The sequence below is a fragment of the Paenibacillus sp. fava2 genome, assembly GCF_058313675.1.
This window is the reverse complement of record NZ_CM177755.1, coordinates 3,513,448-3,536,087: the sequence shown is the minus strand read 5'-3', so window position 1 is coordinate 3,536,087 and position 22,640 is coordinate 3,513,448. Positions and strand designations below refer to the sequence as shown.

The following is a 22,640-nucleotide window of genomic DNA, read 5'->3' as shown; positions in this document are numbered from 1 at the left end:
TTATGATCTTGCTTGGTGTTGCTGGTTACATATTACTCAATGACAATCTTAAAAGTCAATAGCCAATGTAAAAAATAATTCAAACGCCCGTTAAGTTTAACCGGCAGCCGCTACACTTATCCGTGTAATAATCCCGCCGATTTCCTCAACGGTGGAAGCGATGTAATCCGCGCCGCTCGCGGATAATTCCGCTTCAGAGCCATAGCCGATCAGTACACCAATTGAGGTTACTCCGCAGGCTTTTGCCCCGATAATGTCATGTTCCCTGTCACCTATCATTACGGATTCCTCAGGTGCAATGCCACCCTGCTCCAGCACATACCGGATTACCTCAGCCTTTTTGGAGCGGGTGCCATCCAGATTACTGCCGCCAACATGCCGGAAATACCTCTCCAGCCCGTAATGCTTGAGAATCTGTTCTGCGAACACGGTAGGCTTGGACGTAGCCACATACAAGGTGTATCCCTTGGCTTGCAGAGCCTCCAGCAGCTCGGGAATCCCCGGAATGACAGCATTCTCGAACATACCCACTGTACTGTATCGTTCACGGTAATGCACCACGGCCTGCGCTGCTTGCTCCTCCGGTAATCCCTGAATCTGCACAAAAGAATCATGCAGCGGAGGCCCGATATAGGGCAGCAGCAGGTCCAGATGCTCCACCGTTATTCCGAACTTGTTCAGTGCAAATTCCACACACCGGGTAATCCCCTCTTTCGGATCAGTCAGTGTACCGTCCAAATCAAATAAAATATGCTTCAGCTCTCTATTCATCTCGCTGCTCCTCCCGCAATATGTATTAACCGGTGCTTAGCTGCACAGCTTGTTCCATCATACCCCTGTTTCTACATACTTTCCACACACTTATCTATTAACATTCCAGTGTAAGTTAATTTGCTATTGGAGGAAGTAACATGACAATGACACACTACATGTCTCTGCTAGCGGACAATCAGCCATGGAACCTGATACTTTTTATGGCGATTCCCGTTATTTTTGCCGAGACGATTACGGTCACCGAGTTTTTTATTCTGTTCACCAAAAATCTGAAGGGCCCGCTTAGAACATTCAACCGCATATGCAGCATTCTTGCGGGTTTTTATTTTACAGGTATCTTCCTGTACTTGTTCCCCACTGCGTTTGTACCGCTCACTGTGAACGGTGAATGGCATACCTGGGTTGACGTCGTTGCTGTTGGCTTTTACTTGAGCGGAGTACTGTTCCTGCTGCCGCTGGCACTGCTTGACCTTGGTCTGATTGCCCGCAAACGTTCGGAAGAGGAGAAGCTGAAGCTGCATTTCCTGCTGGTCAGCGGCTTTCTGGTCGTTGCGCATATCGCCATGATCTTCGGTATGATCAATCCGGAAATTGTGAGCGGCATGGCTGGAATGAATCATTGATTTCACAAAAAACGGCAGTCCGATCTGAAAGATCGTGACTGCCGTTTTTAATGTTGGTTCAGCAGAAATACTTCGGTCTGCATGTTCCAGTTTCTTCCCTGGCACCTACTTCCGCACCAGCACCGTCAGTTCGCCCTCAAACACCTTAATCTCCGCCTGATTGAACGTTGACAGCTTTACCGTCACAAGACCGGTTTCATTTTTCTTCTCGGCTAAATCTATTACTTCCACAATACAATATAATTCATCTCCCGGTAACACGGGCTTAATAAACCGGATGTTATTCATCGCGGTTCCGGCGATTATATCCTCACCGTAACTGCCGGTTTCAACCCAGAGCTTAAAGGAAACAGCCAAGGTCTGAATGCCCGATGCGATGATTCCGCCGAATCTTCCCTGCTTCGCTCTTTCTTCGTCCAGATGCATATACTGCGGATCGAATTCAGCGGCAAAGCTTTTAACACTCTCGGGAGTAATGCTTAATGATTTCGTTCTAAAGGTCTGGCCGGCACTAAATTCATGAAACTTCATTCTTCCACCTCTTGGTTGTCTGTGTATGTTAATAGTTTAGATCAAGGTGATAGAATGAATCAAGAGAGCTGCAAGCTTACCAGGCTACGCGGATAATCAGCCCTTTGGGATTGCCGACCTCCAGGTATGCCGCCTGGCCGTTGACATCATCGTACGGGAAGCCGTAGGCCAGTCCGTTAATGCTGTGGTCATGCCAGAATTTTGCATAGTAGTTGGCCGGAGCCGCATTATAGTAATTCGCCACATTATTCCAGTTGCTGGTGGTATAGACATGGCGGTTGATCGCAGCAGCAGTAGCCGCATCAGTGAGAGCACCGTCACAGCGGAGAATATCCTGGGTGCTGTAGCTGGAATATCCGGCAAAATAATTGGCGTTCGCACCCCCGACTGCAAAAGAACCGTAAATCGGTGCTACAATCCGGTATGGAGCCTGGAGGGTGGCAAGCGGTTTAAATGCCGCCGGCACTTCATTTTGATATTTCGTAAAGATTCCAGCCCGTGTCTCCGACTCGAGTTCACCGACAGTCTGGTCGAAAGAACCGGTTGTATTGACCAGCCGGTGCTGAATCGGGAATCCGAAGGCATCCACACGGGTTGTGTTACCGTGATAACCAGTAGCATCAACAGTAAACTCTATGAAATCAAAGTAGATGTTGCGGTTCGGATCAGTAGGATTGTTAATATCCGGACCGGCGAAGCCGTCGTCATAGGTTTTGATATAGAGCGGGGTGCCGACACTGAGGAACATCCGTCCGGAGGTAATTTTCGGAAGGTTAACCCAGGAAGCCTGGCTGACGGTATGATAAATATTGGCATAGTTAACCCCGTTTTTGGTCAGATGACCGGAAGCATCATTAAGCGCATTTGAAATCGGCAGCAGATTACCGCTTAGATCCAAATAGCTCCATTTGCCGTTTGCCGGATTGATTCCGATAACTCCCCAGTAAATCTGGCTGTCTGCATATGCACCGCCCGTTCCATTCATTACTTTGAGGGACATCGAACCGTTCGGAGCAGTGGGTATGGAGGATGCGGCGATGGAATAGATGGAATTAGAAGAATTAGGCGGTGTGGTCGGTGTTGTGCCTGATGCAGTGTAGCTAAACCAGCCTGTATCGTATGCCGGAGTACCATTGTTGTATGTGAAAAAATAGCTGATCGCTGTACCGGCGGATACACCGGTTACAGCCTGCTCATAGCGGGCAGAGCTGCTGTTATACGTCATCCGGTAATTAAGCTGTGTGCCATTGTTGACCTTGTAGTGCACATCCACCCACGAAGTACTGACTGTTGATTTGAACCAGATCGTTGCCGTTGTTCCCGAAAGGCTGACCCCTTGGGTATAATCGGCAGCAGCAGCCTTGGAACCGAACATTGGCAGGCAGGAGAGCAGGAGCACAAGCGCGAGCGTTAGCATTGACCATTTCATCCTCATCGCATTTCCCTCCATATAATGGTTTAAAATCAATCACGCACCAGTTATGGTTGCGTTTTCAACACTGATTATAGTCTTGGTCAGGCCTGTTTAGTAGGCACAGAATTTCGGTTTTGACTCCCAGAATTTGGGGTGAAACGTTTCTATTCAGGATGCTTTCTGGCGGTTTGCTGCAAAAAAACCAAAAAGCCTTATTTCTCCAGAAGTCAGGAGAGATAAGGCTTCGCAGTTTTGTGACATTACCAGTGTTTAGAGATAAACGTATCACGCCCGGATTGCTCGCGGTCCTCTTTGTAATGCTTCGGATTCTTTTTGTGATAATCCTGATGATATTCTTCCGCCCGGTAGAATACCGGAGCAGGCAGAATTTCGGTTACGACCGGCCCCTCAAATCTTCCGCTTAACGCAACCTGTTCCCTGGACGCTTCAGCCGCCTGCCGCTGATTGTCGTTATAGTAGAATATGGCTGTCCGGTACTGGCTCCCGCGGTCCTGAAACTGTCCGCCATCATCGGTCGGATCGATCTGCGGCCAGAACAGCTCCAGCAGCCGCTCATACGGGAAAACCTCCGGATCAAAGGTAATCTGTACGACCTCGTAATGTCCGGTTGTTCCAGTCTTGACCTGTTCGTATGTCGGATTCTCCACTGTCCCTCCGGCATATCCGGATACGATTCCGTGAATTCCCGGCAGCTCCTCAAACGGGGTTACCATACACCAGAAGCAGCCTCCTGCAAACATTGCCTGTTCCATAAGTCTAATCTCTCTCCCTATCTCACTCATCTGCAGATCTTAATTGCACATGTTATGAAGATAAGGCCAAATAAAAGGAAAGTCAATTCAGGTGATTCCCGCTGGCTGTTACAAGCGTACTCCGGCGGTCAGATGAACGGTAGATCCCGGCAATGATCTCAAGGGCTTTTATTCCTTCCCGGCCGTCCAGCCAGAACCTTCGCCCCTCCCGGAGATGGCTATAAAAATCATGGATCAGCCACTGGTGTCCGCTTCCCCAGTATGACTTGCCTCCATTAGTAACCGTACCCGGCTCACACAGCAGCTGTTCGCGGCCATCCTGCCACAGATAAAGGCAGTCACGCCGCTGCAGCAATGTGCCCTGCTCAAATACCAGCTCCAGCTCAACAGGTGAATTGACCGGATATGCATTTGTCCCGTAGAACAAGCCTCTGGCCTTACTGGCAAAAGTGATGCAGGCATGGGCGCTGTCCTCTACCTCAATAACGCCGTCCAGCACATCTGTGCTTACAGAGCCGCTTACTGCAGAGATTTCTCCGCCGAACCACTGCAGCAGATCAAGCGTATGAATGGTCTGATTAATCAGCACGCCTCCGCCTTCAGTGGCCCATTTGCCCCGCCATTCACTCTCCGAGTAATATTGTTCACTGCGGTGCCAGGTCACTACACCCTTCATGCAGACCAGCGGCCCCAGCTGGCCGCTGTCGATCATCTGCCTGATCCTCCGCGAAGGTTCATTATAGCGGTTCTGGAACACGATACCGAGCTGCCCCTTGCTGCGTTCAGCCGTATCTATAATCCGCCGGGCAGAGGGAACATCGGCGGCCAGCGGCTTTTCAGTTAAGACATGTTTACTGGCATTCAGGAAATCAATGGCCATCTGGGCATGCAGATAGTGGGGGGTACACAAATGAACCACATCGATATCCTTTCTTACCAGAAGCTCCCGGTAATCCTGCACAATATCACATCCATATTGGCTGCCAAAAGCGGCTGCCTGCCCCGGATGAATATCTGCAGCTGCCAGCAGCTGTGCTCCTTCCATTGATGCAATTGCCCGGGCATGAAGCGGAGCAATGGCTCCGCAGCCAATGATTGCTGCTCCGAGAGAAGTCATGTTAACACCTTCCGTTCTTTATCCGCTTTTGTTCCATTAGCTATTTCAGGCTATCCGGCGTAAGATTCAGCGCTGAAGCCTGGGCAATCAGGCACAGCTCTGCTGCTTTGAACACATGCTCCTGGGTCATTGCATGTTCTGTCCGCTGAAGGCAGTCCAGAATCAGTTCACCGAAGAAGGGATATCCGACTTTGCCGGCAACATGCTCGTAATGCTCTCCCTCGCTGTCCACCCAATAGACATGATCTGATTCCGTGGAGCGGCCGATATCAATGTATTTCCGCAGCTCGATGTATCCTTCGGTTCCCAGGATAACAGTGCGGCCGTCCCCCCAGGTTCCCAGTCCTTCAGGAGTAAACCAGTCTACCCGGAAATATTGCGTAGCACCGTTATCCCCGGCCAGGGTAACATCCCCGAAATCCTCAAGCTCCGGATACTCCGGATTATTATAGTTAGCAACCTTACTGTGCAGCACCTTGGCATCCCGGCAGTCTGCGTAATAAAGAAACTGTTCGATCTGATGACTGCCGATATCACAGATAATTCCGCCGTATTTAGCGCGCTGGAAGAACCAGTCCGGCCGGCTTGGCGCATTCAGGCGGTGCGGCCCTGTACCCATTACCTGGATAACACGGCCGATTGCCCCCTGCTTCACCAGTTGTCCGGCATATACTGCACTTTCCACATGCAGCCGTTCACTGAAATAGGTCATATATTTGCGCTGTGTCTTCTCAACCTGTGCCCGTGCGGCGGCAAGCTGATCGAGCGAGGTGAACGGAGCCTTGTCTGTAAAATAATCCTTGCCGTGTTCCATGACTTTGATCCCCAGTTCTGCCCGTTCGGAAGGAACCGCAGCCGCAGCTACGAGCTTGACCTCCGGGTCCCCGAGAATCTCCTCGGCACTGCCAGCCACTCTGACTCCCGGATACACTCCGGTGAACGCCTTAACCTTGGCTTCATCCGGATCATATACCCACTTGAGCTCTGCTCCTGCTTCAATCAGCCCGTTGCACATGCCATAGATATGGCCGTGATCCAGCGCGATGGCGGCAAAGGTGAATTCCCCCGGCTTGACTACCGGACGTGCTTCATATTTGGGTGCGTACATCATTCCGTCTTTGCGGTTCATCTTCTGTTCTCCCCTCCGGCTACAATAGCTTTTTTAAATAGTTGAAGCTGATGGCCAAGCTTTCAAACGGATCACGCCGGCAGACATCCTGTTCAACCACATACCATTCCACTCCGGTCTCACGGCAGGCTTCAATAATTTCCGGATAGTTCATGTTCCCTTCACCAATTTCAGCAAAAGCCGCCTTTCGTTCAACAATTGCCATATCCTTGAGATGCACAACCTGCATTCTTCCCTCTACCTTGCGTACCCAGCTGACCGGACTGCCGCCACCGGCCTGAACCCAGTACAAATCCAGCTCGAACCCTACGGCAGCAGTATCACTTTCGTTAATCAGCACATCCATTCCGGTAACGCCGTCAAAGCGTTCAAATTCAAAATCATGATTATGATAGATGAACTGCAGCCCGTGCTCCTGCTTCAATGTGTTGGCTATTTTCGAAGCCTGACGGACAAAGCTGCGGTAGCCCTCCCGGCTGGTCTGATACTCTGCCGGCAGTGAGCCTAAACCGATGTATTTGCAGTTCCACAGCTTATGTTCAGCGGCAAGCGCTTCCAGATCATTTACCAAACGGTTCCAGGGGACATGAGTCGCACAGATCACAAGCCCGGATTCATCTGCGTAATCCTTGACCAGCTGCGGATCTATGGGACCGATACCTGATATCTGTACAGCCTTATAGCCTATTTCTTTCAGCTTCTGAAAGGATTCTCTCAAGCCCTCTGGTGTTTTGGTAAATTCACGGAGTGTGTACATTTGTGCAGCAATGGCAGATAAATTCATATTACAGGATCGCTCCTTATTGTAGTTTAGTGGGTTCCTGATACATCCAGCGCTTTGCCCTGGCTTGCTTCCTTCTTGAATGTGGAGTTGCGGACCTTCTCCATAAGGTGTTCATGGAATAGATCAGCATCAATCGGCAGCTCCACCCAGTTATCGGTCCAGGCGGATAAATACATTGCGTTAGACAGCGTCAAGCCGCGTATTCCTTCTTCACCCGGAGCAATCAAAGGCTCGTCATTTAGAATAGCATTCGTGAAGTTGCGGAGAATTCCCTGATGGCTGCCTCCGTTACTCTTATCTACAGGGATTTCACATTTCCAACATTCCGGCTGGCCGAATCCTCCGGTATAGGTGGCATTAAACTCAGGCTCCGGTGTACGCAGCCGCCAGAACGTCAGGCTGCCGTCTTCCACAACGATTTTGCCGTTGTCTCCGGTAATTTCAAAACGGTTGGTTCCCGGCGCTTCACCGGTAGTCGTAATGAACAAGCCGGTCGCTCCGTTCTCGTACTCAACATAAGCCGTTACATCATCCTCTACCTCAATGTCGCGGTACTTGCCGAATTGGCAAAAAGCCCGTACGCGCTTCGGCATCATCCCGGTTGTCCACTGCCACAGATCGAGCTGATGCGGGTCCTGATTCAGCAGCACCCCTCCGCCTTCACCGGCCCAGGTGGCCCGCCAGCCGCCGGAATTGTAATAGCTCTGCGAACGGTACCAGTCCGTAATAATCCAGTTGGTTCGGCGGATCTCGCCTAGCTCACCTGAAGCAATAAGCTCCTTCAGCTTTTTGTAGAGCGGATTCGTCCGCTGGTTGTACATAATGCCGAATTTGCGGTCACTCTGCGCAGCGGCATCGTTCATTTCCTGTACGGCCTTGGTGAATACACCTGCCGGCTTTTCAATCAGCACATGCAGGCCGTGCTTCAGAGCTTCAATGGCCAGCGGCGGATGGTCATAATGCGGCGTTGCGATCAGGACGGCATCAATGCTTCCCGATGTAAACAGCTCCTCCGCTGTACTGAACCGCAATACTTGCTCAGGAAGCTGCTCCGCTGCCCATTCCAGCCGCCCGGGGCTGATATCGCAGACTGCGGTTAATTCAGCGCCCTTCACTTCATTCAACAGACTGAATGCATGGGCCCGGCCCATATTGCCGACTCCGATAATGCCAAAGCGAACCTTGTTCATCTGGAAAATCACTCCTGTATTTGTTTATGAACTGAGAATAACCTTAATCCCGGCAGAATGACATGAGCGGAATTAAGGTGTTTTTGTATTTAATTAAGATGTAATGAACAAATGAAAGCGGTATAATGGATTGTGAATCAGCGTTGAACAGTACCCCCACTACTAGGCGTTGTCCGCAGACTCCAGGGAATGTTTGGACTTCCGGCCGCTGTTGTCTGCAGATTTCCTGATATGAACCGCTTATCGCGGTAGAAATCCGCAGACTGCTTATGCTTCCGAAGCGAGCTTTTCTACGAAAAGCTTTTGGCGGTCGCTCCCGCTCCTCCAGTTCCAAAATTCTCCTCCGTTACTTTCCCCTGAATAGATTAAATTGAAGTTAAAAAACATATTGAACCATTAAGGAGAGGAAAAAAGGAATGAACCCTTCCGTCAGGATGAACGGAAAGTATAGCAAAGAAGCAGATAGTAAAATGAGTAGTGCTGTTAATAACAAACTGAACGGAACCCACACAGGCAATCTGACCGGAAGGCTGCTGCAGAATCTGACGGTGCGGGTGACGCACGCCCAGCTAAGCAGCAAATATCCGGGCTGGGACCGCAGCAATGAGACCCCTTCATTCAACCGGCTGTATTTTATAGACAGCGGAGAAGGCAAGGTTATCATTAACGGCGAGACCCATTATCCGCATGCCGGCCATTTGATGATTATGCCTGCGGGGACAACACAAACCTCCATGACCTATCCGCACAATTCATATGTCCGCTATTATTGCCATTTTGATGCACAAATCGGGGAATGGCCTTTGTTCCACAATGCGGGCAAGCTCTATATCTGTGAGGCGGCTGACCCTGATGCAGTCCGTGCAATTTTTACAGAGCTGATCGCTTTATTTCAGGATGACAGCTTCCTGTCTACGCTGCGCAGGCAGGCCAGTCTGCTGCAGCTGCTGGCCATCTGTCTGGAGGGGGGCGGTTATGCCAATTTTCTGGACGATGTAGCGCATACCGGGGATCATGGCAAGCTCGCCAGTGTGCTGGGTTACATCGAAGAGCATCTTCATGAGCCTATGGAGGTGGAGGAGCTGGCCGGGCTGGTGCATCTTCACCCGAACTATTTTATTCCTTACTTTAAGAAGTTCATGGGGATGCCTCCGATGCATTATGTGCAATACAAGCGGATGGAGCAAGCCAAACGCCAGCTGTCGGGCACCAAATCCAGCATCGGCGATATTGCCGAGCAGGTGGGCATGGATCTGGCCCATTTCTCCAAGGTGTTCAAAAAAACAACAGGCGTATCGCCGTCAGCGTACCGCAGCAGTACCAGGTAACGGATATATTTGCAATAACTGATTCATCTGCACTTACTGATACCGCACACTGTTAATTCAATCCCATGACATGAATAAGCAGATATCCAAGCAGGGAGAGCAGCATCGACCCTGCCAATCCGGCTGCAAAGGGCTTGCGGCCTAAGCGCCCGAAGGTTGTCAGGTCAATGCCCAGACCGAGGCCTGCCATCGCCATGGCAAGCAGCAGATAAGCCAGCACCAGCAAATCTGCAGTTAGCTTATCGGGAAGGATTCCCAGGGTGTTCACTCCGCTCATTACCAGAAATCCGCCGATAAACCATGGCACGGGGAAGTTGCGCGGTGTGTTCTTTGCGTCGCTGCTCTGGCTGTCCTTATAGTCCTCCGCTTTGGACTTTTTACGCAGCCTGCGGTTTTCCCATAACCCTAATCCCAGCGCTACCGGTGCAAGCAGGGCCACCCTGGTCAGCTTGACAATAACCGCCAAATCGGCTGCCTGCTGCCCTACTGGAGCCGAAGCGGCGAGTACATGCGCAACCTCATGAAGCGTTGCTCCGGCAAATATGCCATATCCTGCTTCACTGAGTCCGAGCAGCGGATAGGCGGCAATGTAGGTCAGTGTAAAAATGGTGCCCAGAACAGCAACCGTCGCAGCACTTACCGCTATTTCGTTATCGTCTGCCTTGATCTGCGGGGCAACCGCCGCTACGGCAGCCGCTCCGCAAATGGCGGTTCCGCAGGCGGTCAGGATACCGAGCCTCCGGTCTATATGCATAGCTCTGCCCAGCAGATACACTGTGATCAGTGTGAATACAATATGAATTACAGCAATGGCCAGCACTTTAGGTCCGGCTTGTATGATGTCGGTTATATTCAGTCTCAAGCCCAGCAGGATAATACCGGCTCTGAGCAGCTTTTTTGCGGAAAATTGGATACCCGGTGCCGCTCTTTCCGGTACACCTGCTGCTGCACGCAGAATAATCCCAAGCAGAATAGCAAGTACCAGCTGGCCCATCACGCCCAGTAAGGGCAGCATCGCTAAATATTTCGCTCCAGCTGCAAGCGCCAGTGTAAGCAGCAGCCCTTCAGCGAACCCGCGGATTCCTGCGGTCTTCCATGCCTGTTTCCTTCCCTGCTCAAGCTTGCTTAGCTGCTGAAATAAATGAATATGCATAGCTTTCACTCCCTGTCCGCCTTATCACAGAGCGGCTTCTCTGCCCCAACTATACGTCCGGACAGCAGGAAAGGGAAATACCGGTTTGCTATCTCAATCATTACAAATCCTTATGATTGGATGGAAGCTCTATGTTATTATTGAATTACTTCATCTTTATGAGCGGAGGGATCATCATGATTGTCGATGCATTGCGGGTATTTGTAACGGTCGCGGAGCAGCGGCATTTCTCCAGAGCCGGAGAGCTGCTGAACCTCTCACAGCCCGGCGTCAGCCTGCATATCCGTAACCTGGAGAATGAGCTGGGCAGCAAGCTGCTGCACCGTTCTCCCAAGGCAGTACGGCTCACAGAGGCCGGTGCCGTGCTCTATAAACACGCCAAGCAGATTCTAGCCCATTACGAGGAGGCGGCCCAGGAAATCAGGCTGCTGCGGGATGAGGTAACAGGCAGTCTTATTCTTGGGGCCAGCTTTACAATTGGAGAGTATCTTTTACCTGGCAAATTGGCCGATTTCGCCAGGCAGTATCCGCAGGTGAACCTGCAGGTTACGATTGGTAATACTGTGGAGATTATTGCAGCCGTCAAAGGCAATCAGCTGGATATCGGGTTCATCGAAGGCGAAACCAGTGACACGGAGCTGGACATTATCCCCTATATGAAGGATGAGATGATCATTACTGCTGCAGCGGGCCATCCGCTTGCCGGGGAATTGATCATCGATAGCGGGATGCTGCAGAATCAGATCTGGGTGCTGCGGGAGACGGGTTCCGGCACACGGGCATACAGCGATCATTTTCTGCAGGAAGGGCAGCTCACCGTTAAGCGTTCCTATGTGTTTAACAGCAGCCAGGGAGTGAAAGAAGCGGTGGCTGCCGGTCTCGGACTCTCCCTGCTGTCCCGCTGGATTGTACGCAAAGAGCTGGCCAGCGGGGAAATGGTCGAGCTCCGTACCAGGCAGAAGCTGCCGGAAAGGGATTTCCTAATCATCCGCCGCAAAGAACACCAGACCGCAATGGCCATCCGCGTCTTTCTGGAAAAGCTGCTGACAGCGGAAAAAGCCTGATCCCAGCGACTAAGGGATCAGGCTTATCATCAGATTTACTTATGCTCCACTAGAGCACCGTTCTCCAGATGCAGCACACGGCTGCACCATTCCAGCATCCGTTCGTCATGGGTGACCATGACTGCGGCCTTGCCTTCGCTCCGCACTTCATCTGCGATCATCCGGACCACCTCCCGGCCGCGCTCGAAGTCCAGACTCGCCGTCGGCTCGTCCGCGAACAGAATCGCCGGCTTGTTCATCCAGGCTCTGGCAATGGCCACACGCTGCTTCTCCCCTCCGGACAGCTTCTCGGGATACTGGCTGCGGCGTTCCCAGATGCCAAGCCGCTTCATCAGCTGGGCTGCGCGCACCGTAGCCTCCTTCGCTTCCAGCTTCGCCAGCTTGGCAACATACAGAAGCTGTTCCTCCACTTTAAGATAAGGCAGCAGCTGGGCACTCTGGAACATAAAACCGATTTTTTGCAGCCTGAGCGCTGTCAGCTCCTTCTTATCCTTATTATTAAGAGACTCTCCGTCAATGTAAATCTCACCGCTGGTTGGCGTCAAAAGGGCTCCCGCCGCAGAGAGGAAGGTGCTTTTGCCCGAACCGGAGGGTCCCAGAACGGCCACGAACTCCCCTTCATGAACTGTAAGATCAAGATTGTCCAGTACCGACATTGTTTGTCCGCCATCCCCGTAAGTCTGGGTAACCTGCTTCATCATTAGCATCGCACTCATGCTCCAGCCCTCCCTATCGCTTCCAAGGCATCTACCTTTGCTACTCTCGCTACCGAAATCAGCGCTCCCAGCAGGGACATACCGACAAACAAAACGCTGGTCAATAGAATGGTCGAACCTTCCAGCTGGAACGGCATCGAATCAGGTAGTCCCATATTCATCCCGAAGGTCAGCAGCAGGCTGACAGCCAGGCTCGCTACGGACAGAATCAGCACTTGGCCGACGACACTCCAGGCAAGATAAGACATTTTGGTCCCCATCGCCTTCAGAATGCCGAACTGGCTCGTCTTTTGGATAGTGATAACATAAAAGAACACAGCGAGTACAAAAGCCGCGATGACAAACAGGAAGGCAATCATCATTTGCAGGGAATTCTGTTCTGCAGCGTAGCCAGGAATACTCTTGATCGCCTGCTTTTGCGTAATCGTCTCTACATGATCCAGCTTGCCCGCAATCTCGGCAGCGTGTGCCGAAGATGCTTTCAGCGCTATAACATTATATGGAGCTGACTGCTGATCAGAGCCCGGCTTAGCAGTACCGCTCTTCATTGTCTGCCAATCAGCCGTTGTAATGTAGACGACCGGCATGTGGCTGTAAGAGCTGTCCTCAACAACCCCCTGTACCTTGAAGCTCATTCCTGATGCCTGATCTGTTATCGTACTGCCGACGGTAATTCCCGACTCTGCAAGCTTTGAATCAACAACAGCGCCGCCCTGCGAAGTATTGGTTAAGGAGCTTCCCTGCACGACCTCAGGCGCGAGCATCCCGTCCATATCTACCGCAAAAAAAGTGATATCCGCCTTCGCAGCAGCAGCCTCAGCTGTAACGGTGCTGGTCTGAACAGCAAGCGCTGCGGCATTTTGTGCGCCGACAATGGACTGTGCTGTGCTCAGATCCGTGCCGTTTAACTGGGAACGTCTGAAGGTATGCTCGGCATCGTCCTGTAACGCAAAGTAGTTGGCCGGCATATTTTCCACAGCTGAAATATTGGCATACGCAAGCCCGCGGGCCAGGCCGGTTACGAACAGTACCAGAAACGAAACCAGCAGCATAATGACCATAATGAGACTGTATCTTGCCTTGGAGTGCCTCATCTCCCTCAAAGCCAAAAACATATTACCACTCCCTCATCTCTGTATGACAACAGTGTAGAGGGCGAAAATGAACGGAGTATGAATAAACGATTACAGATGCGGCAATGTCACCGTAAAAGCAGTACCTGCGCCAACAGTACTATCCACCTCGATGGTGCCGTTATGCGCCATGACAATCTTTTGGACGATCGAAAGACCAAGGCCGGTGCTGCTAGTGCCCGCGGTGCGCGCCTTATCCCTTTTATAGAACCGGTCAAAAATCATCGGCAGCTCGGCAGCGGGAATTCCCTCACCTGTGTCCGCTACTGTTACTGTACAAACCCCGTTAGCCGCTGATGCAGAGAGGGTAATGGTCCCGCCCGCAGGGGTATATTTGACCGCATTAGATACAAGGTTCATCCACACCTGGTAGAGCAGATTGGAATCGGCTGTAAGGGTAATCTCCTCCACATGCAGCCGCACAGCCAGCTCCTGCTCGGTCAGCCGCCATTCCATAATCTGAATGACCTGGCGCAGCTGTGCCCGGAGATCGACCTTCTGCTTCTGCAGCGCATTTTCGTCATAATCCAGTGAGGAGAGTGTCAGCAGCTGTTTGCTCAGCACGGACAGGCGGCGGCTCTCCTGGTCAATAATATCCAGATACTCCATTCGCTGCTCCCCGGACAATCCGTTATCTTTAAGTGCATGGGCAAAACCCTGTATCGAGGTCAGCGGGGATTCAATCTCATGCGAGACATTGGCGACGAATTCCTGCCGGGCCCGGTTGGTCCGCTCCAGCTCCCTGCTCATGATCATAAAATGGGAAGCCAGCTGCCCGATCTCATCGCGCCGCCTGGTATTCAGCCGGATATCATATCTGCCTTTGGAGATTCGCTGGGTGGCCGCGGTTAGCCGGGTAATCGGTTTAACGACATGCAGCACGGCGACCACGACAAACCATAAACTGAACAGAATGCTGAACCCGATCAGCATGGCAAAAAACATCCGCAGCTCACCGAACTGCACCTGCGCATCCGGACGCATAAACAGCGCATAGGTCAGCCCGTTTAATTGGACCGGAACGCCGATGGTGTTGGTAAGCTGATTATCAAAAAATCCGGTAATAAACGCGCTGCCCGGAAACTCCGCAACACCATGATAGACACCGCCGCCCAGCACCAGCTGCAGCTTCTCCTCCGGCAAATCCTTTTCCCGGAAAGGCAGACCATAAGCCCGTTCGTCCCCTTCCCCATTAGTCAGATAGAGCTTATAGCCTAGTGAAGCCGTACTAAGCAGATATTCCCCGGCACTGTCCGGATGATCCTGGATAAACTGCTGGAGACCGATGGCCATTTTGGTAAGCTTCGCATCATTCTGCGGCTTGATCCGGGCCTGATAATACAGATTGGACACAAGAAAGCCGAGCACACTGCTCATGACGATCATGGAACAGAACAGCAGGCACATTCTTATATAAAGGGATTTCATCCGTTCACCATATCCACTTTGTAGCCGATTCCTCGCACGGTCCGGATCACAAAATCATTCGGGTAATCCGCAAACCGCTGGCGCAGCCGCTTGATGTGCACATCCACTGTCCGCTCATCCCCTTCGTAATCCGCTCCCCAGACCAGCTCAATCAGCTCACTGCGCGAAAATAACCGCCCCGGATACTGCGCAAGCTGTGCTAGCAGCTCGAACTCTTTTACCGGCAGCAGCAATACCTCGTTTCCGTCACTGATCTCGTAATTTTTACGGTCAATCAGGATGGAGTTGAGGCGGATTTTATCATCCGAAGCGATCGAATACCGGCGGAAAAGCGCCTTGATCCGGAACAGCAGCTCCTCCGGCTCGAACGGCTTGGTCACATAATCATCTGTCCCCCGCAGATACCCCTGCTCCTTGTCGCTAAGCTGCTGACGGGCAGTAAGCAGAATGATGGGAATATCGTAAGTTTCCCTTATGTATTGGCACAGCTCCAGTCCGTCCATTTGCGGCATCATCACATCCACAACCGCCAGATCCACTGTGCTCGCTTTCATCAGTTCCGCCGCCTGAAGCCCGTTTTCTGCCTCTGCAACAGCATAGCCCTCCCGCAGCAGCACATGCCGCAGCAGCGTGCGGATATTCATATCGTCATCTGCAACCAGTATTCTTTTCATCGGCAATCCACTCCTGTATCCAAATCTAGCTGTCCTATATCGTAGCAACAATGCTTACGGATGACAACCGGGCAATCTGCCGTGTACCAACCGTATCAGATTAAGCGGCTCCGCTTCTTTTCACATATCCCGTTCCAATTCATCAGCCAGATATATTGTTCCTCCAAAAACGTACGGGAGATTTCCTGCAGGCCTTTACAGCCGACAATCCGGGCAATGATCTGATAATGCCTTACCGCCACAAAGTCAAAAACCGCCGCCATCTCCGGACCCTGGATTGTCCGCCGGCGCGAATACCCTGTATAAAACCGTTCAAATTTACTTAATGTCCGGTCATAAGCCTCCGCATCCAAATGATTAAAATTCGTAGCATCACTCATATAGGCAATGTCCATAACCGGATAATCACCGGAGGCATCGTCGAAATCGAACACAACCATTTTACCAGTGGAACGCTGGCGCAGCATGTTTCCTGTATGCATATCCCCATGGCAAAAGCCTTTAGGCAGCCTGCACATCCGTGCCCATAAATCATCCCCGTACTGTGCCAGATCCGCAGTCTTCACGGGATCAAAGTTCATTCTGTTCAGAATGGTAATGAAATCCCCGATGTAGGTCTCTTTTGAAAGATGATTTAACGGATGCGGATAACATTCCATTACTTCGTGAAGCTTCCCGAGCTCATACCCCAGTTCAACTGTTTCGCTGTCCATGTCCGGTTCTTCACCTTCTATACATTCAAACAATATTCCTGTGCAAGGCCCTTCAGGTGTATATTCAAGGATCTCAATTGACTGCAGAGCATTAGCAGTATAGAAGCTGCGGTATAGCTTAAATACATAGGTGCCTGTACGGCTCTGAACCCAATATACGCAACCGATCATATCCCTATATAGCTCTAAACGGGTTACACCGATTTCGTATCGGGTCTCTATTGCATTAAACAGCAGAGGTTCATTTATTGACGAAGACGGCATAGGCTTCCACCTTTCACTCTAACCGGTAGTAGAATGCATAAGTATAAATTATCATATAGGGTTGCCGCTCTCTGTAAAATATATCTATTTCTGCTCCGCTACAATAAAATCCGCTATGCTCTTTTTTAGCGGAGTAACGGGCCTTCCCATCAACCTCTCCAGATCACCTGTTGTAGAGGCGGTGTTTATGCCGGCGAGATAATTATAAATCCAGTGGCGAATTCCGGGGTCTTCACGGTGAACAATAGTTTTGCCGGCCCATTCGCTGAGCGCCTCAGCCAGATCATGAAAGGTCCAGACCTGCGGGGCCGTTAATTCATAGCTTGGATGATCATGCTGATTACTGAGAAGCACCGCAGCTGTTGCCTGTGCCAGATCGCGGCGCGTAACGGAGTTGAAACGCCATTCTCCGGGGGAAGTGAGCAGGACACCGCTGCTGATTGCCTCCCGTAAGCCGAGCACATTCACGAAATCCAAATACAATGCATTACGCAGAAAAGTGTATCTTAGTCCGCTATCCGCAATCGCCTGCTCGGTAAGAGTATGAACATTATCCGGGCTTCCCTGATGTGAAAAAGCAAAGCCGGTATAAAAGATATGCTCCACATCGGCTCTGCGGGCGGCATCAATTACGTGCTTATGCTGCACAAGCCGGACAGCATCATCCTGATGCGGGCTGGAGATTAACAGCAGCCGTGAGATATTACGGAAAGCTGAATCAAGCGATTCCGGTAAGTCATAATCTGCCATTCGTATTTCCACACCGGACTGCTGCAGTTCAGCAGCTGGACCCGGAGTGCGCACACCTGCAATGAGCTGTTCTGCCGGTATCTTTTGCAGCAGCTCCATCATAATCAGCCTTCCAAGCTGGCCCGTTGCCCCGGTAATCATTATTGTCATTCATTCTCTTTCCCTTCTACAAAAAATAATGGCCATTTTAGTTAAGCTCTTAACTATCTCCACAAAAAGACAGGGAAACCATTAACGGCTTGATAGCCGCCTGTCTAGGCCTGATTCAGCTTGCCCAGCAGCATCATCAGTTGACGGAGCTCCTGCTCATCGAGCCGGCTCATCCGCTCTGCAACCGCAAGCCGGTTGTCCGGCAAATGCTCCAGCAGCAGCGCCTCTCCTTGCTCCGTAATCGTAACAACCGTTTTACGGCCGTCCTCAGCATGACCGGTCCGGACGATATAGCTTTCCTTCTCTAAGGGTGCGAGCAGCAAGGTAATATTGGCTTTGGTGACGCCGATTTTCTCAGCCAATTCGGAAGGCAGCATAGTGCCGCCATGCTTCGCAATCTCCACCAGAATCCGCACCCTAGCTCCGTTCAGTCCATGAGCCTGCCAATATTTTTCCGACACAGCTACTGCGCCCGCGGTCGTTTCTACCAGTGCAAAAAAAGCCTCAGTCGTGAACGGCTGCTCCAGCACCAGCTTGTGTAATTCATCCTTCACCGAAATTCAGCTCCATTTAGTTAATACCTTAACTACTTCAATATACGTTCAACTGCCTCCTTTGTCAAAAGAAAGAATTAACTCATGTAACTGCTGATGCCGAAGATGAGCTTGAATGCCGTCCGGCTTTTCCGGGTTCTTTTGAAACCTGATCTGATATCAAAAATAAATACGGTTCTTCCCGCCCAGCATCTTATGTATACGGAATGCAGCTTTACCGGCCCGATGATTCCCCGCTCCTCAAATTCAGTACCATCGGCAAGCTCCGTCTCTGTACGGATCAGCCAGCGGTTTCCGAGGCCAAACTCAATGTACTTCAATCTATCCACTCCCAGAACATGGTTAACCCCCCGCTCTCCCGTAAGATTGCAGGGGGCCTATTTAAAACGAACCCTACACAAGCACCGTCTTAGCCGACAGCGGCTCTTCCTGATAGCTCTTGCTGCCTTCAAGCAGCACCTCCAGCCTGATCAGCTCCGAGCGGCTGGCCAGCCGGATTGGCGGTCCCCAGGTACCATAGCCGGATGACACGATAACATGCAGCTTATCTTTTAGCAGATAGCCCCAATCCAGTTCGAACAGGCGTCTCGTAATCCAGTGGTTCGGCGCGATCTGGCCGCGGTGGGTATGACCGGATAACAGCACATCCACACCTGCCTTAGCCGCAATGTCAAAACCGGTTGGCTGATGGTCCATCATCAGGATCGGACGCGAATGATCAAGCCCCTCAAGCAGCGCCTGAACGCTCATTCTGCCGCCTTGCATCGACTCAGCCGTTTTGTCTTTTCGTCCGGCAATGTATACACCGCCTGCTTCCACCACTTCATCCTGCAGCACCCTGATGCCGATGCCGGCCATCACTTCCGTGTACTGGGCTATAGAACCGCCGTAATACTCGTGATTACCAAGAACAGCGTATACACCATAACGTGCCTTGAGCTGCTTCAGTTGCAGACTCATATCGTTTCGGATAAACGGCTCGATGCTGTCGTCCAGCACGTCACCGGCCAGCAGGATAATATCCGGCTCCATCCGGTTGATCTCAGCCACCATTTTGCGCAGATGGCGGTTACCGACGATGTTTCCCAGATGAAGATCGGATGCCACAGCCACTGTGAGCGGTGCACTGGTCCCGATGGACTTATCGATCCGGACCGGATGGGTCCGTATTACTGTGCTCCAGGCATTGCGCGAGCCCCAGATCAGGAACACAGCCAGCAGCAGCACCAGCGTGATCCCGGCTTCGGCTGTAAATGCGGTACGGTCAAAGCCCATCAGACCCAGCACCCAGTAGAGCAAATCGGTCAGCGGCAGCATAATAACAGCGAATTCCATGCAGGCAAGATAATAAGAGCCGATGACCTTGAACAACCTGGCGGCAGGCTTTACCGCCTTAGGCCAAGGAACCATACCGATCATGTAAGCAAAAGCTATAAGCATAAATACCGTCCAGTACACACCTGCCAGGATACCCGGCAGCACATCCTTCAGCAAAATCCAGAGATGATAGCCAATGTAGAAATTAACCAGTCCCAATACCAGCAGCATCACGGCACCAGACAGCAGTATTCGCAGATTTTTCATTAAATCACTCCTTTTGCGTACAGCTTTTCTATACGTTCTAACTCAAATCATAACACAGAATATTTTCCGGATATAAATTCTGCCCGCTGACTCTGATAAACCTCGGTCTGAGCATAAAAAGAAGATGCCCTGCGGCATCCTCATATTCCATTATGCAGTTATACCGCTTTGCCTTTGGCGGCAATACAGTCACCGATCAGCTGATCACATTTGCTGATGTGATTAAGCAGCCAGTCTGTAAGCGTACGGTTAAGCTTGATCGTTGAAAGGACCGACACACCCTTGGTCTTCACCGTCTCCTCCAGCTCCAGAACAGTCTGCACAAACTCTGCATGCGTCTTCTGGTGCTCGGTCAGCTCAGGGAAGTCGATGTCCGCCATCAGCTGCTCCTCGCTGCTGAAGTGCTCCAGCGTGTACTCTTTAAGGAATCTCAGTGTCTCTTCGATTTGTTCCTTACCCTTCTGATTGGTGCATGCCTCAAAAAATTCATTCAGCTTTACCAGCAGCTGTCTGTGCTGGCAATCGATTGTCTCTACACCGATGTCATAGGATTCCTTCCAGTCGATCATACCTCACCTTGCCCTTTTCCAAATTTTCCAAGTAGATAGATACACCCTTTATTTTCTACTTTTCCGGACAAAGCTTCTGCGAACAAAATCACAAAGTTTAGACATGAATTTACATTTTCATGCAAAAAACGCAAGAGCGGCTCTTACGCTTTTTAGACTATTGCAGTTTTACCTCATTTGATCAATACTCTGGTTAGTAGAGCTTTTTATCGCAAAAAAAATAGTCAGGAGTCCTGATAATGTCCCGTAAGAACAAGCCAAATTCTACTTTGTTTGTTCCCAAATCATCCGGCTTAGGCTGGACCTTGAATCCACGTCATCCGCTGGGCTGGATGGTTCTGATGTTTGTATTTATCGTCGCCGCATATCTGATATTCTTGGGGTAGCTGTACCAATACCTCCGTTGACCTTATAGCAGTTTAAGTCGGAAAGCATTAATTGCCGTCTGATCCGGTGACCGGTCAAGAATTGCAAATACGATGTGTTTAAAAAGCGTCCGGTAGCCTTCCTCCACCAGCACCTGCCGGAAGTATCCGGCAACCTCTGCCGGGTCATTGCGGAACACGCCGCAGCCAAATGCCCCTAGCACTATAACACGGTGTCCCTGGTCTGCCGCAACTGCCAGAATATAGCGGATACGCTCCAGCATCACTCCGGCAATCAGCGGTACGTCCTGCGGGTCCCGTTCCTTGACCACACCTGCGTTAACAGCAGGGGCAGTAATCATGGACACGGTATACGGCTTATCCAGCAGCAGATCACGGCTGTCGCGGAATACTGGAACTCCCGGAGAATGAATCATGTAGTGGGAATACAGACAAGATTTGCGGCTGCGGTTGTAATCGTACATTTCCTTCATTTGAGCGATCGCTGGATAAAGGGCGGATGCACGTGCAAGGCTCTCCTCCTGGGCTTGGCTGCCGCCGAGGAAGCCGCCGCCCGGATTTTTGGCAGAAGCAAAATTCAGGCATACGGTGTGGTCATGATCTTCCCGTTCCACCAGACGCTGCGCCGCTTCCAGTGTGGACTCAGCTGTTACTGAGATGTTCGGCTTATCCGCAGGGTGATTGCGGAGCTGCTGTGCTGTGCGTTCATTCAGCCTTTTGAGCTCCTCAGGTCTATATAACTGTGAACCGGAAACGGCCGCGCTGACAGCTCCGGCAATCTCTGCTTGCTGTCCGGATCTGTTAATATAATGGCCTGCAGCAATAATATCTAAAGTTTCTTGGGCAACTAAGGCCCGTTTATTTCTTCCGTTATTGGAATTATTCATCACTCTCAGCCCCGATCGGTTATTCTTTATTGACGTTATACCGGTATAGCCTGGAGGGCCGGTGACCGGCGTCTTTTGTATATTCATCCGTCTCCGTCACACTATCAGCGATCTTTCTGCGAAAGGCTGCGGCCAGCAGCTCTTTGCCAAGGATAATTTCGTAGACCCGCTGAAGCTCGGACAGAGTAAACAATGGCGGCATCAGATTAAAAATAATGTCCGTATACTCCACCTTGCCGCGCAGCCGTTCGATTGCATACTGCACTATCAGCAGATGATCGAAAGCGAGTCCTTCGCTCTCGATAATCAGGCTGTGTGCTTTACGGACATGTCCTTGGACAGTCTCGGTATGTTTGACTGTACCTGTAAGTGAGGTTTGCTCATTATGCAGCGTTATCCGGATTATTTTCTCAAGCTCATATCCCTGTTCCAGTTCTGTCCGGTTTGTTTCAACTAATTGATGCGTTACTTCGAACCAGGCGGCATCAGCCGCATCATCGCCTGCCTGCACATTCAGCGTTGTCCGGTCAACCAGTGCCATATAGGAGCAGCTGATTACACGCATGCGCGGATCGCGCTTCACATCACCCCAAGTGTACAGCTGCTCCATGTAGATGTTGTCGATATTCGTCTCTGTATAGAGCTCTCTTCTGGCGGCGTCCTCAATACTCTCGTTAATGGATACGAAGCCTCCCGGCAGTGCCCATTGCCCCAGGTAGGGGTGCTGGCCCCGCTTGATCAGCAAAAGCTGAAGCGACTTCTCGGACAGCTTCCGGTAGTTATTCTGCTCCTGTTCCATCACGGTAAAAATCAGCATATCCACGGTCACGGACGGGCGCTCGTACACTCCCGCATCGTAGTTCTGCAGAAACTGTTCTTCTGTTAGCCCCTGGGCATCGGTTATGGGTTGCTTGTTCATATAACGCTCCTTCATTTATATTAGACGTCACGG

25 protein-coding genes are annotated in these 22,640 nt (G+C 51.1%); 4 read left to right on the top strand and 21 right to left on the bottom strand.

The window, feature by feature from the left end:
• Nucleotides 1-96: 96 nt before the first annotated feature.
• On the bottom strand, nt 97-771 hold the full coding sequence (locus AC4G46_RS15280) for an HAD family hydrolase (RefSeq protein ID WP_491128678.1): 675 nt from the start codon (nt 769-771) through the stop codon (nt 97-99).
• Nucleotides 772-911: 140 nt separating this feature from the next.
• Here AC4G46_RS15280 and AC4G46_RS15275 point away from each other — a divergent pair, with 140 nt between their 5' ends.
• A complete protein-coding gene (locus AC4G46_RS15275; protein ID WP_221799945.1) occupies nt 912-1,397 on the top strand; it encodes a DUF6803 family protein in 486 nt (161 codons plus the stop codon).
• Nucleotides 1,398-1,502: 105 nt separating this feature from the next.
• On the opposite strand, the gene AC4G46_RS15270 is transcribed toward AC4G46_RS15275, so the two are convergent.
• The 7 genes from AC4G46_RS15270 to AC4G46_RS15240 form a co-directional block, all read right to left on the bottom strand.
• On the bottom strand, nt 1,503-1,928 hold the full coding sequence (locus tag AC4G46_RS15270; protein WP_491128677.1) for a MaoC family dehydratase: 426 nt from the start codon (nt 1,926-1,928) through the stop codon (nt 1,503-1,505).
• Between the two features lie 76 nt (nt 1,929-2,004).
• On the bottom strand, nt 2,005-3,363 hold the full coding sequence (locus AC4G46_RS15265) for a glycoside hydrolase family 64 protein (RefSeq protein WP_491128676.1): 1,359 nt from the start codon (nt 3,361-3,363) through the stop codon (nt 2,005-2,007).
• Between the two features lie 239 nt (nt 3,364-3,602).
• Nucleotides 3,603-4,115: a peptide-methionine (S)-S-oxide reductase MsrA gene (gene msrA, locus AC4G46_RS15260; RefSeq protein ID WP_491128675.1), complete on the bottom strand. Its 513-nt coding sequence runs from the start codon at nt 4,113-4,115 to the stop codon at nt 3,603-3,605.
• Nucleotides 4,116-4,197: 82 nt separating this feature from the next.
• Complete coding sequence (locus AC4G46_RS15255; protein ID WP_491128674.1) at nt 4,198-5,232, bottom strand: Gfo/Idh/MocA family protein; 1,035 nt, start codon at nt 5,230-5,232, stop codon at nt 4,198-4,200.
• A gap of 40 nt (nt 5,233-5,272) precedes the next feature.
• Nucleotides 5,273-6,361, bottom strand: a complete 1,089-nt coding sequence (locus AC4G46_RS15250; RefSeq protein WP_491128673.1) for a Gfo/Idh/MocA family protein — start codon at nt 6,359-6,361, stop codon at nt 5,273-5,275.
• Between the two features lie 19 nt (nt 6,362-6,380).
• The gene (locus AC4G46_RS15245) at nt 6,381-7,145 is read right to left on the bottom strand and encodes a sugar phosphate isomerase/epimerase family protein (RefSeq protein WP_491128672.1); all 765 of its coding nucleotides are present in this window, start codon (nt 7,143-7,145) and stop codon (nt 6,381-6,383) included.
• A 26-nt stretch (nt 7,146-7,171) separates the two neighbouring features.
• Nucleotides 7,172-8,335, bottom strand: coding sequence for a Gfo/Idh/MocA family protein (locus AC4G46_RS15240; protein ID WP_491128671.1), 1,164 nt, complete (start codon nt 8,333-8,335; stop codon nt 7,172-7,174).
• A gap of 470 nt (nt 8,336-8,805) precedes the next feature.
• On the opposite strand from AC4G46_RS15240, the gene AC4G46_RS15235 reads away from it, so the two are divergent.
• Nucleotides 8,806-9,663, top strand: coding sequence for a helix-turn-helix domain-containing protein (locus tag AC4G46_RS15235; RefSeq protein ID WP_491128670.1), 858 nt, complete (start codon nt 8,806-8,808; stop codon nt 9,661-9,663).
• Between the two features lie 52 nt (nt 9,664-9,715).
• Here the strand turns inward: AC4G46_RS15235 and AC4G46_RS15230 are convergent, their stop codons facing one another.
• On the bottom strand, nt 9,716-10,816 hold the full coding sequence (locus tag AC4G46_RS15230) for a YeiH family protein (RefSeq protein WP_491128669.1): 1,101 nt from the start codon (nt 10,814-10,816) through the stop codon (nt 9,716-9,718).
• Between the two features lie 176 nt (nt 10,817-10,992).
• Here AC4G46_RS15230 and AC4G46_RS15225 point away from each other — a divergent pair, with 176 nt between their 5' ends.
• Entirely contained in the window at nt 10,993-11,880 is an 888-nt protein-coding gene (locus tag AC4G46_RS15225; RefSeq protein ID WP_491128888.1) for a LysR family transcriptional regulator, read from the top strand.
• Between the two features lie 35 nt (nt 11,881-11,915).
• On the opposite strand, the gene AC4G46_RS15220 is transcribed toward AC4G46_RS15225, so the two are convergent.
• The 10 genes from AC4G46_RS15220 to AC4G46_RS15175 form a co-directional block, all read right to left on the bottom strand.
• A complete protein-coding gene (locus AC4G46_RS15220; protein ID WP_491128668.1) occupies nt 11,916-12,596 on the bottom strand; it encodes an ABC transporter ATP-binding protein in 681 nt (226 codons plus the stop codon).
• Nucleotides 12,593-13,711: an ABC transporter permease gene (locus tag AC4G46_RS15215; RefSeq protein ID WP_491128667.1), complete on the bottom strand. Its 1,119-nt coding sequence runs from the start codon at nt 13,709-13,711 to the stop codon at nt 12,593-12,595. Before AC4G46_RS15215 ends, AC4G46_RS15220 begins: the two co-directional genes overlap by 4 nt.
• Before the next feature lie 69 nt (nt 13,712-13,780).
• The gene (locus tag AC4G46_RS15210) at nt 13,781-15,157 is read right to left on the bottom strand and encodes a sensor histidine kinase (RefSeq protein ID WP_491128666.1); all 1,377 of its coding nucleotides are present in this window, start codon (nt 15,155-15,157) and stop codon (nt 13,781-13,783) included.
• Nucleotides 15,154-15,831 carry a response regulator transcription factor gene (locus AC4G46_RS15205; protein ID WP_491128665.1) on the bottom strand — a complete coding sequence of 226 codons (678 nt, stop codon included), beginning with the start codon at nt 15,829-15,831 and terminating at the stop codon, nt 15,154-15,156. The genes AC4G46_RS15210 and AC4G46_RS15205 overlap by 4 nt, the downstream gene beginning before the upstream one ends.
• 95 nt (nt 15,832-15,926) lie before the next feature.
• Nucleotides 15,927-16,715 carry a phosphotransferase enzyme family protein gene (locus AC4G46_RS15200; protein ID WP_491128887.1) on the bottom strand — a complete coding sequence of 263 codons (789 nt, stop codon included), beginning with the start codon at nt 16,713-16,715 and terminating at the stop codon, nt 15,927-15,929.
• A 177-nt stretch (nt 16,716-16,892) separates the two neighbouring features.
• Nucleotides 16,893-17,708 carry an SDR family oxidoreductase gene (locus tag AC4G46_RS15195; protein ID WP_491128664.1) on the bottom strand — a complete coding sequence of 272 codons (816 nt, stop codon included), beginning with the start codon at nt 17,706-17,708 and terminating at the stop codon, nt 16,893-16,895.
• A 104-nt stretch (nt 17,709-17,812) separates the two neighbouring features.
• Entirely contained in the window at nt 17,813-18,262 is a 450-nt protein-coding gene (locus AC4G46_RS15190) for a MarR family winged helix-turn-helix transcriptional regulator (RefSeq protein ID WP_491128663.1), read from the bottom strand.
• A 77-nt stretch (nt 18,263-18,339) separates the two neighbouring features.
• Complete coding sequence (locus tag AC4G46_RS15185; RefSeq protein WP_491128662.1) at nt 18,340-18,582, bottom strand: DUF3977 family protein; 243 nt, start codon at nt 18,580-18,582, stop codon at nt 18,340-18,342.
• A gap of 73 nt (nt 18,583-18,655) precedes the next feature.
• Nucleotides 18,656-19,846 (bottom strand): metallophosphoesterase, encoded by a 1,191-nt coding sequence (locus tag AC4G46_RS15180; protein WP_491128661.1) that lies wholly within the window; start codon nt 19,844-19,846, stop codon nt 18,656-18,658.
• Between the two features lie 158 nt (nt 19,847-20,004).
• Nucleotides 20,005-20,415, bottom strand: a complete 411-nt coding sequence (locus tag AC4G46_RS15175; protein ID WP_491128660.1) for a bacteriohemerythrin — start codon at nt 20,413-20,415, stop codon at nt 20,005-20,007.
• Between the two features lie 239 nt (nt 20,416-20,654).
• Between AC4G46_RS15175 and AC4G46_RS15170 the strand changes: the two genes are divergently transcribed.
• The gene (locus AC4G46_RS15170) at nt 20,655-20,801 is read left to right on the top strand and encodes a DUF5808 domain-containing protein (RefSeq protein WP_491128659.1); all 147 of its coding nucleotides are present in this window, start codon (nt 20,655-20,657) and stop codon (nt 20,799-20,801) included.
• Nucleotides 20,802-20,824: 23 nt separating this feature from the next.
• Here AC4G46_RS15170 and AC4G46_RS15165 read toward each other — a convergent pair whose 3' ends face one another.
• Together AC4G46_RS15165 and AC4G46_RS15160 are read right to left on the bottom strand one after the other, a co-directional pair.
• Complete coding sequence (locus tag AC4G46_RS15165; protein ID WP_491128658.1) at nt 20,825-21,688, bottom strand: TIGR02452 family protein; 864 nt, start codon at nt 21,686-21,688, stop codon at nt 20,825-20,827.
• 19 nt (nt 21,689-21,707) lie between these two features.
• Nucleotides 21,708-22,607 (bottom strand): NUDIX hydrolase, encoded by a 900-nt coding sequence (locus AC4G46_RS15160; protein WP_491128657.1) that lies wholly within the window; start codon nt 22,605-22,607, stop codon nt 21,708-21,710.
• Nucleotides 22,608-22,640: the final 33 nt, after the last annotated feature.

Excerpts from the sequence above, each read along its gene's own strand:
- AC4G46_RS15225 (WP_491128888.1), top strand. The coding sequence starts at position 10,993 with ATGATTGTCGATGCATTGCGGGTATTTGTAACGGTCGCGGAGCAGCGG.
- AC4G46_RS15200 (WP_491128887.1), bottom strand. The coding sequence starts at position 16,715 with ATGATCGGTTGCGTATATTGGGTTCAGAGCCGTACAGGCACCTATGTA.
- AC4G46_RS15240 (WP_491128671.1), bottom strand. The coding sequence starts at position 8,335 with ATGAACAAGGTTCGCTTTGGCATTATCGGAGTCGGCAATATGGGCCGG.
- AC4G46_RS15270 (WP_491128677.1), bottom strand. The coding sequence starts at position 1,928 with ATGAAGTTTCATGAATTTAGTGCCGGCCAGACCTTTAGAACGAAATCA.
- AC4G46_RS15275 (WP_221799945.1), top strand. The coding sequence starts at position 912 with ATGACAATGACACACTACATGTCTCTGCTAGCGGACAATCAGCCATGG.
- AC4G46_RS15245 (WP_491128672.1), bottom strand. The coding sequence starts at position 7,145 with ATGAATTTATCTGCCATTGCTGCACAAATGTACACACTCCGTGAATTT.
- AC4G46_RS15210 (WP_491128666.1), bottom strand. The coding sequence starts at position 15,157 with ATGAAATCCCTTTATATAAGAATGTGCCTGCTGTTCTGTTCCATGATC.
- AC4G46_RS15205 (WP_491128665.1), bottom strand. The coding sequence starts at position 15,831 with ATGAAAAGAATACTGGTTGCAGATGACGATATGAATATCCGCACGCTG.
- AC4G46_RS15180 (WP_491128661.1), bottom strand. The coding sequence starts at position 19,846 with ATGAAAAATCTGCGAATACTGCTGTCTGGTGCCGTGATGCTGCTGGTA.
- AC4G46_RS15165 (WP_491128658.1), bottom strand. The coding sequence starts at position 21,688 with ATGAATAATTCCAATAACGGAAGAAATAAACGGGCCTTAGTTGCCCAA.
- AC4G46_RS15230 (WP_491128669.1), bottom strand. The coding sequence starts at position 10,816 with ATGCATATTCATTTATTTCAGCAGCTAAGCAAGCTTGAGCAGGGAAGG.
- AC4G46_RS15280 (WP_491128678.1), bottom strand. The coding sequence starts at position 771 with ATGAATAGAGAGCTGAAGCATATTTTATTTGATTTGGACGGTACACTG.
- AC4G46_RS15195 (WP_491128664.1), bottom strand. The coding sequence starts at position 17,708 with ATGACAATAATGATTACCGGGGCAACGGGCCAGCTTGGAAGGCTGATT.
- AC4G46_RS15265 (WP_491128676.1), bottom strand. The coding sequence starts at position 3,363 with ATGAGGATGAAATGGTCAATGCTAACGCTCGCGCTTGTGCTCCTGCTC.
- AC4G46_RS15160 (WP_491128657.1), bottom strand. The coding sequence starts at position 22,607 with ATGAACAAGCAACCCATAACCGATGCCCAGGGGCTAACAGAAGAACAG.
- AC4G46_RS15255 (WP_491128674.1), bottom strand. The coding sequence starts at position 5,232 with ATGACTTCTCTCGGAGCAGCAATCATTGGCTGCGGAGCCATTGCTCCG.
- AC4G46_RS15220 (WP_491128668.1), bottom strand. The coding sequence starts at position 12,596 with ATGAGTGCGATGCTAATGATGAAGCAGGTTACCCAGACTTACGGGGAT.
- AC4G46_RS15175 (WP_491128660.1), bottom strand. The coding sequence starts at position 20,415 with ATGATCGACTGGAAGGAATCCTATGACATCGGTGTAGAGACAATCGAT.
- msrA (WP_491128675.1), bottom strand. The coding sequence starts at position 4,115 with ATGGAACAGGCAATGTTTGCAGGAGGCTGCTTCTGGTGTATGGTAACC.
- AC4G46_RS15170 (WP_491128659.1), top strand. The coding sequence starts at position 20,655 with ATGTCCCGTAAGAACAAGCCAAATTCTACTTTGTTTGTTCCCAAATCA.
- AC4G46_RS15215 (WP_491128667.1), bottom strand. The coding sequence starts at position 13,711 with ATGTTTTTGGCTTTGAGGGAGATGAGGCACTCCAAGGCAAGATACAGT.
- AC4G46_RS15235 (WP_491128670.1), top strand. The coding sequence starts at position 8,806 with ATGAGTAGTGCTGTTAATAACAAACTGAACGGAACCCACACAGGCAAT.
- AC4G46_RS15250 (WP_491128673.1), bottom strand. The coding sequence starts at position 6,361 with ATGAACCGCAAAGACGGAATGATGTACGCACCCAAATATGAAGCACGT.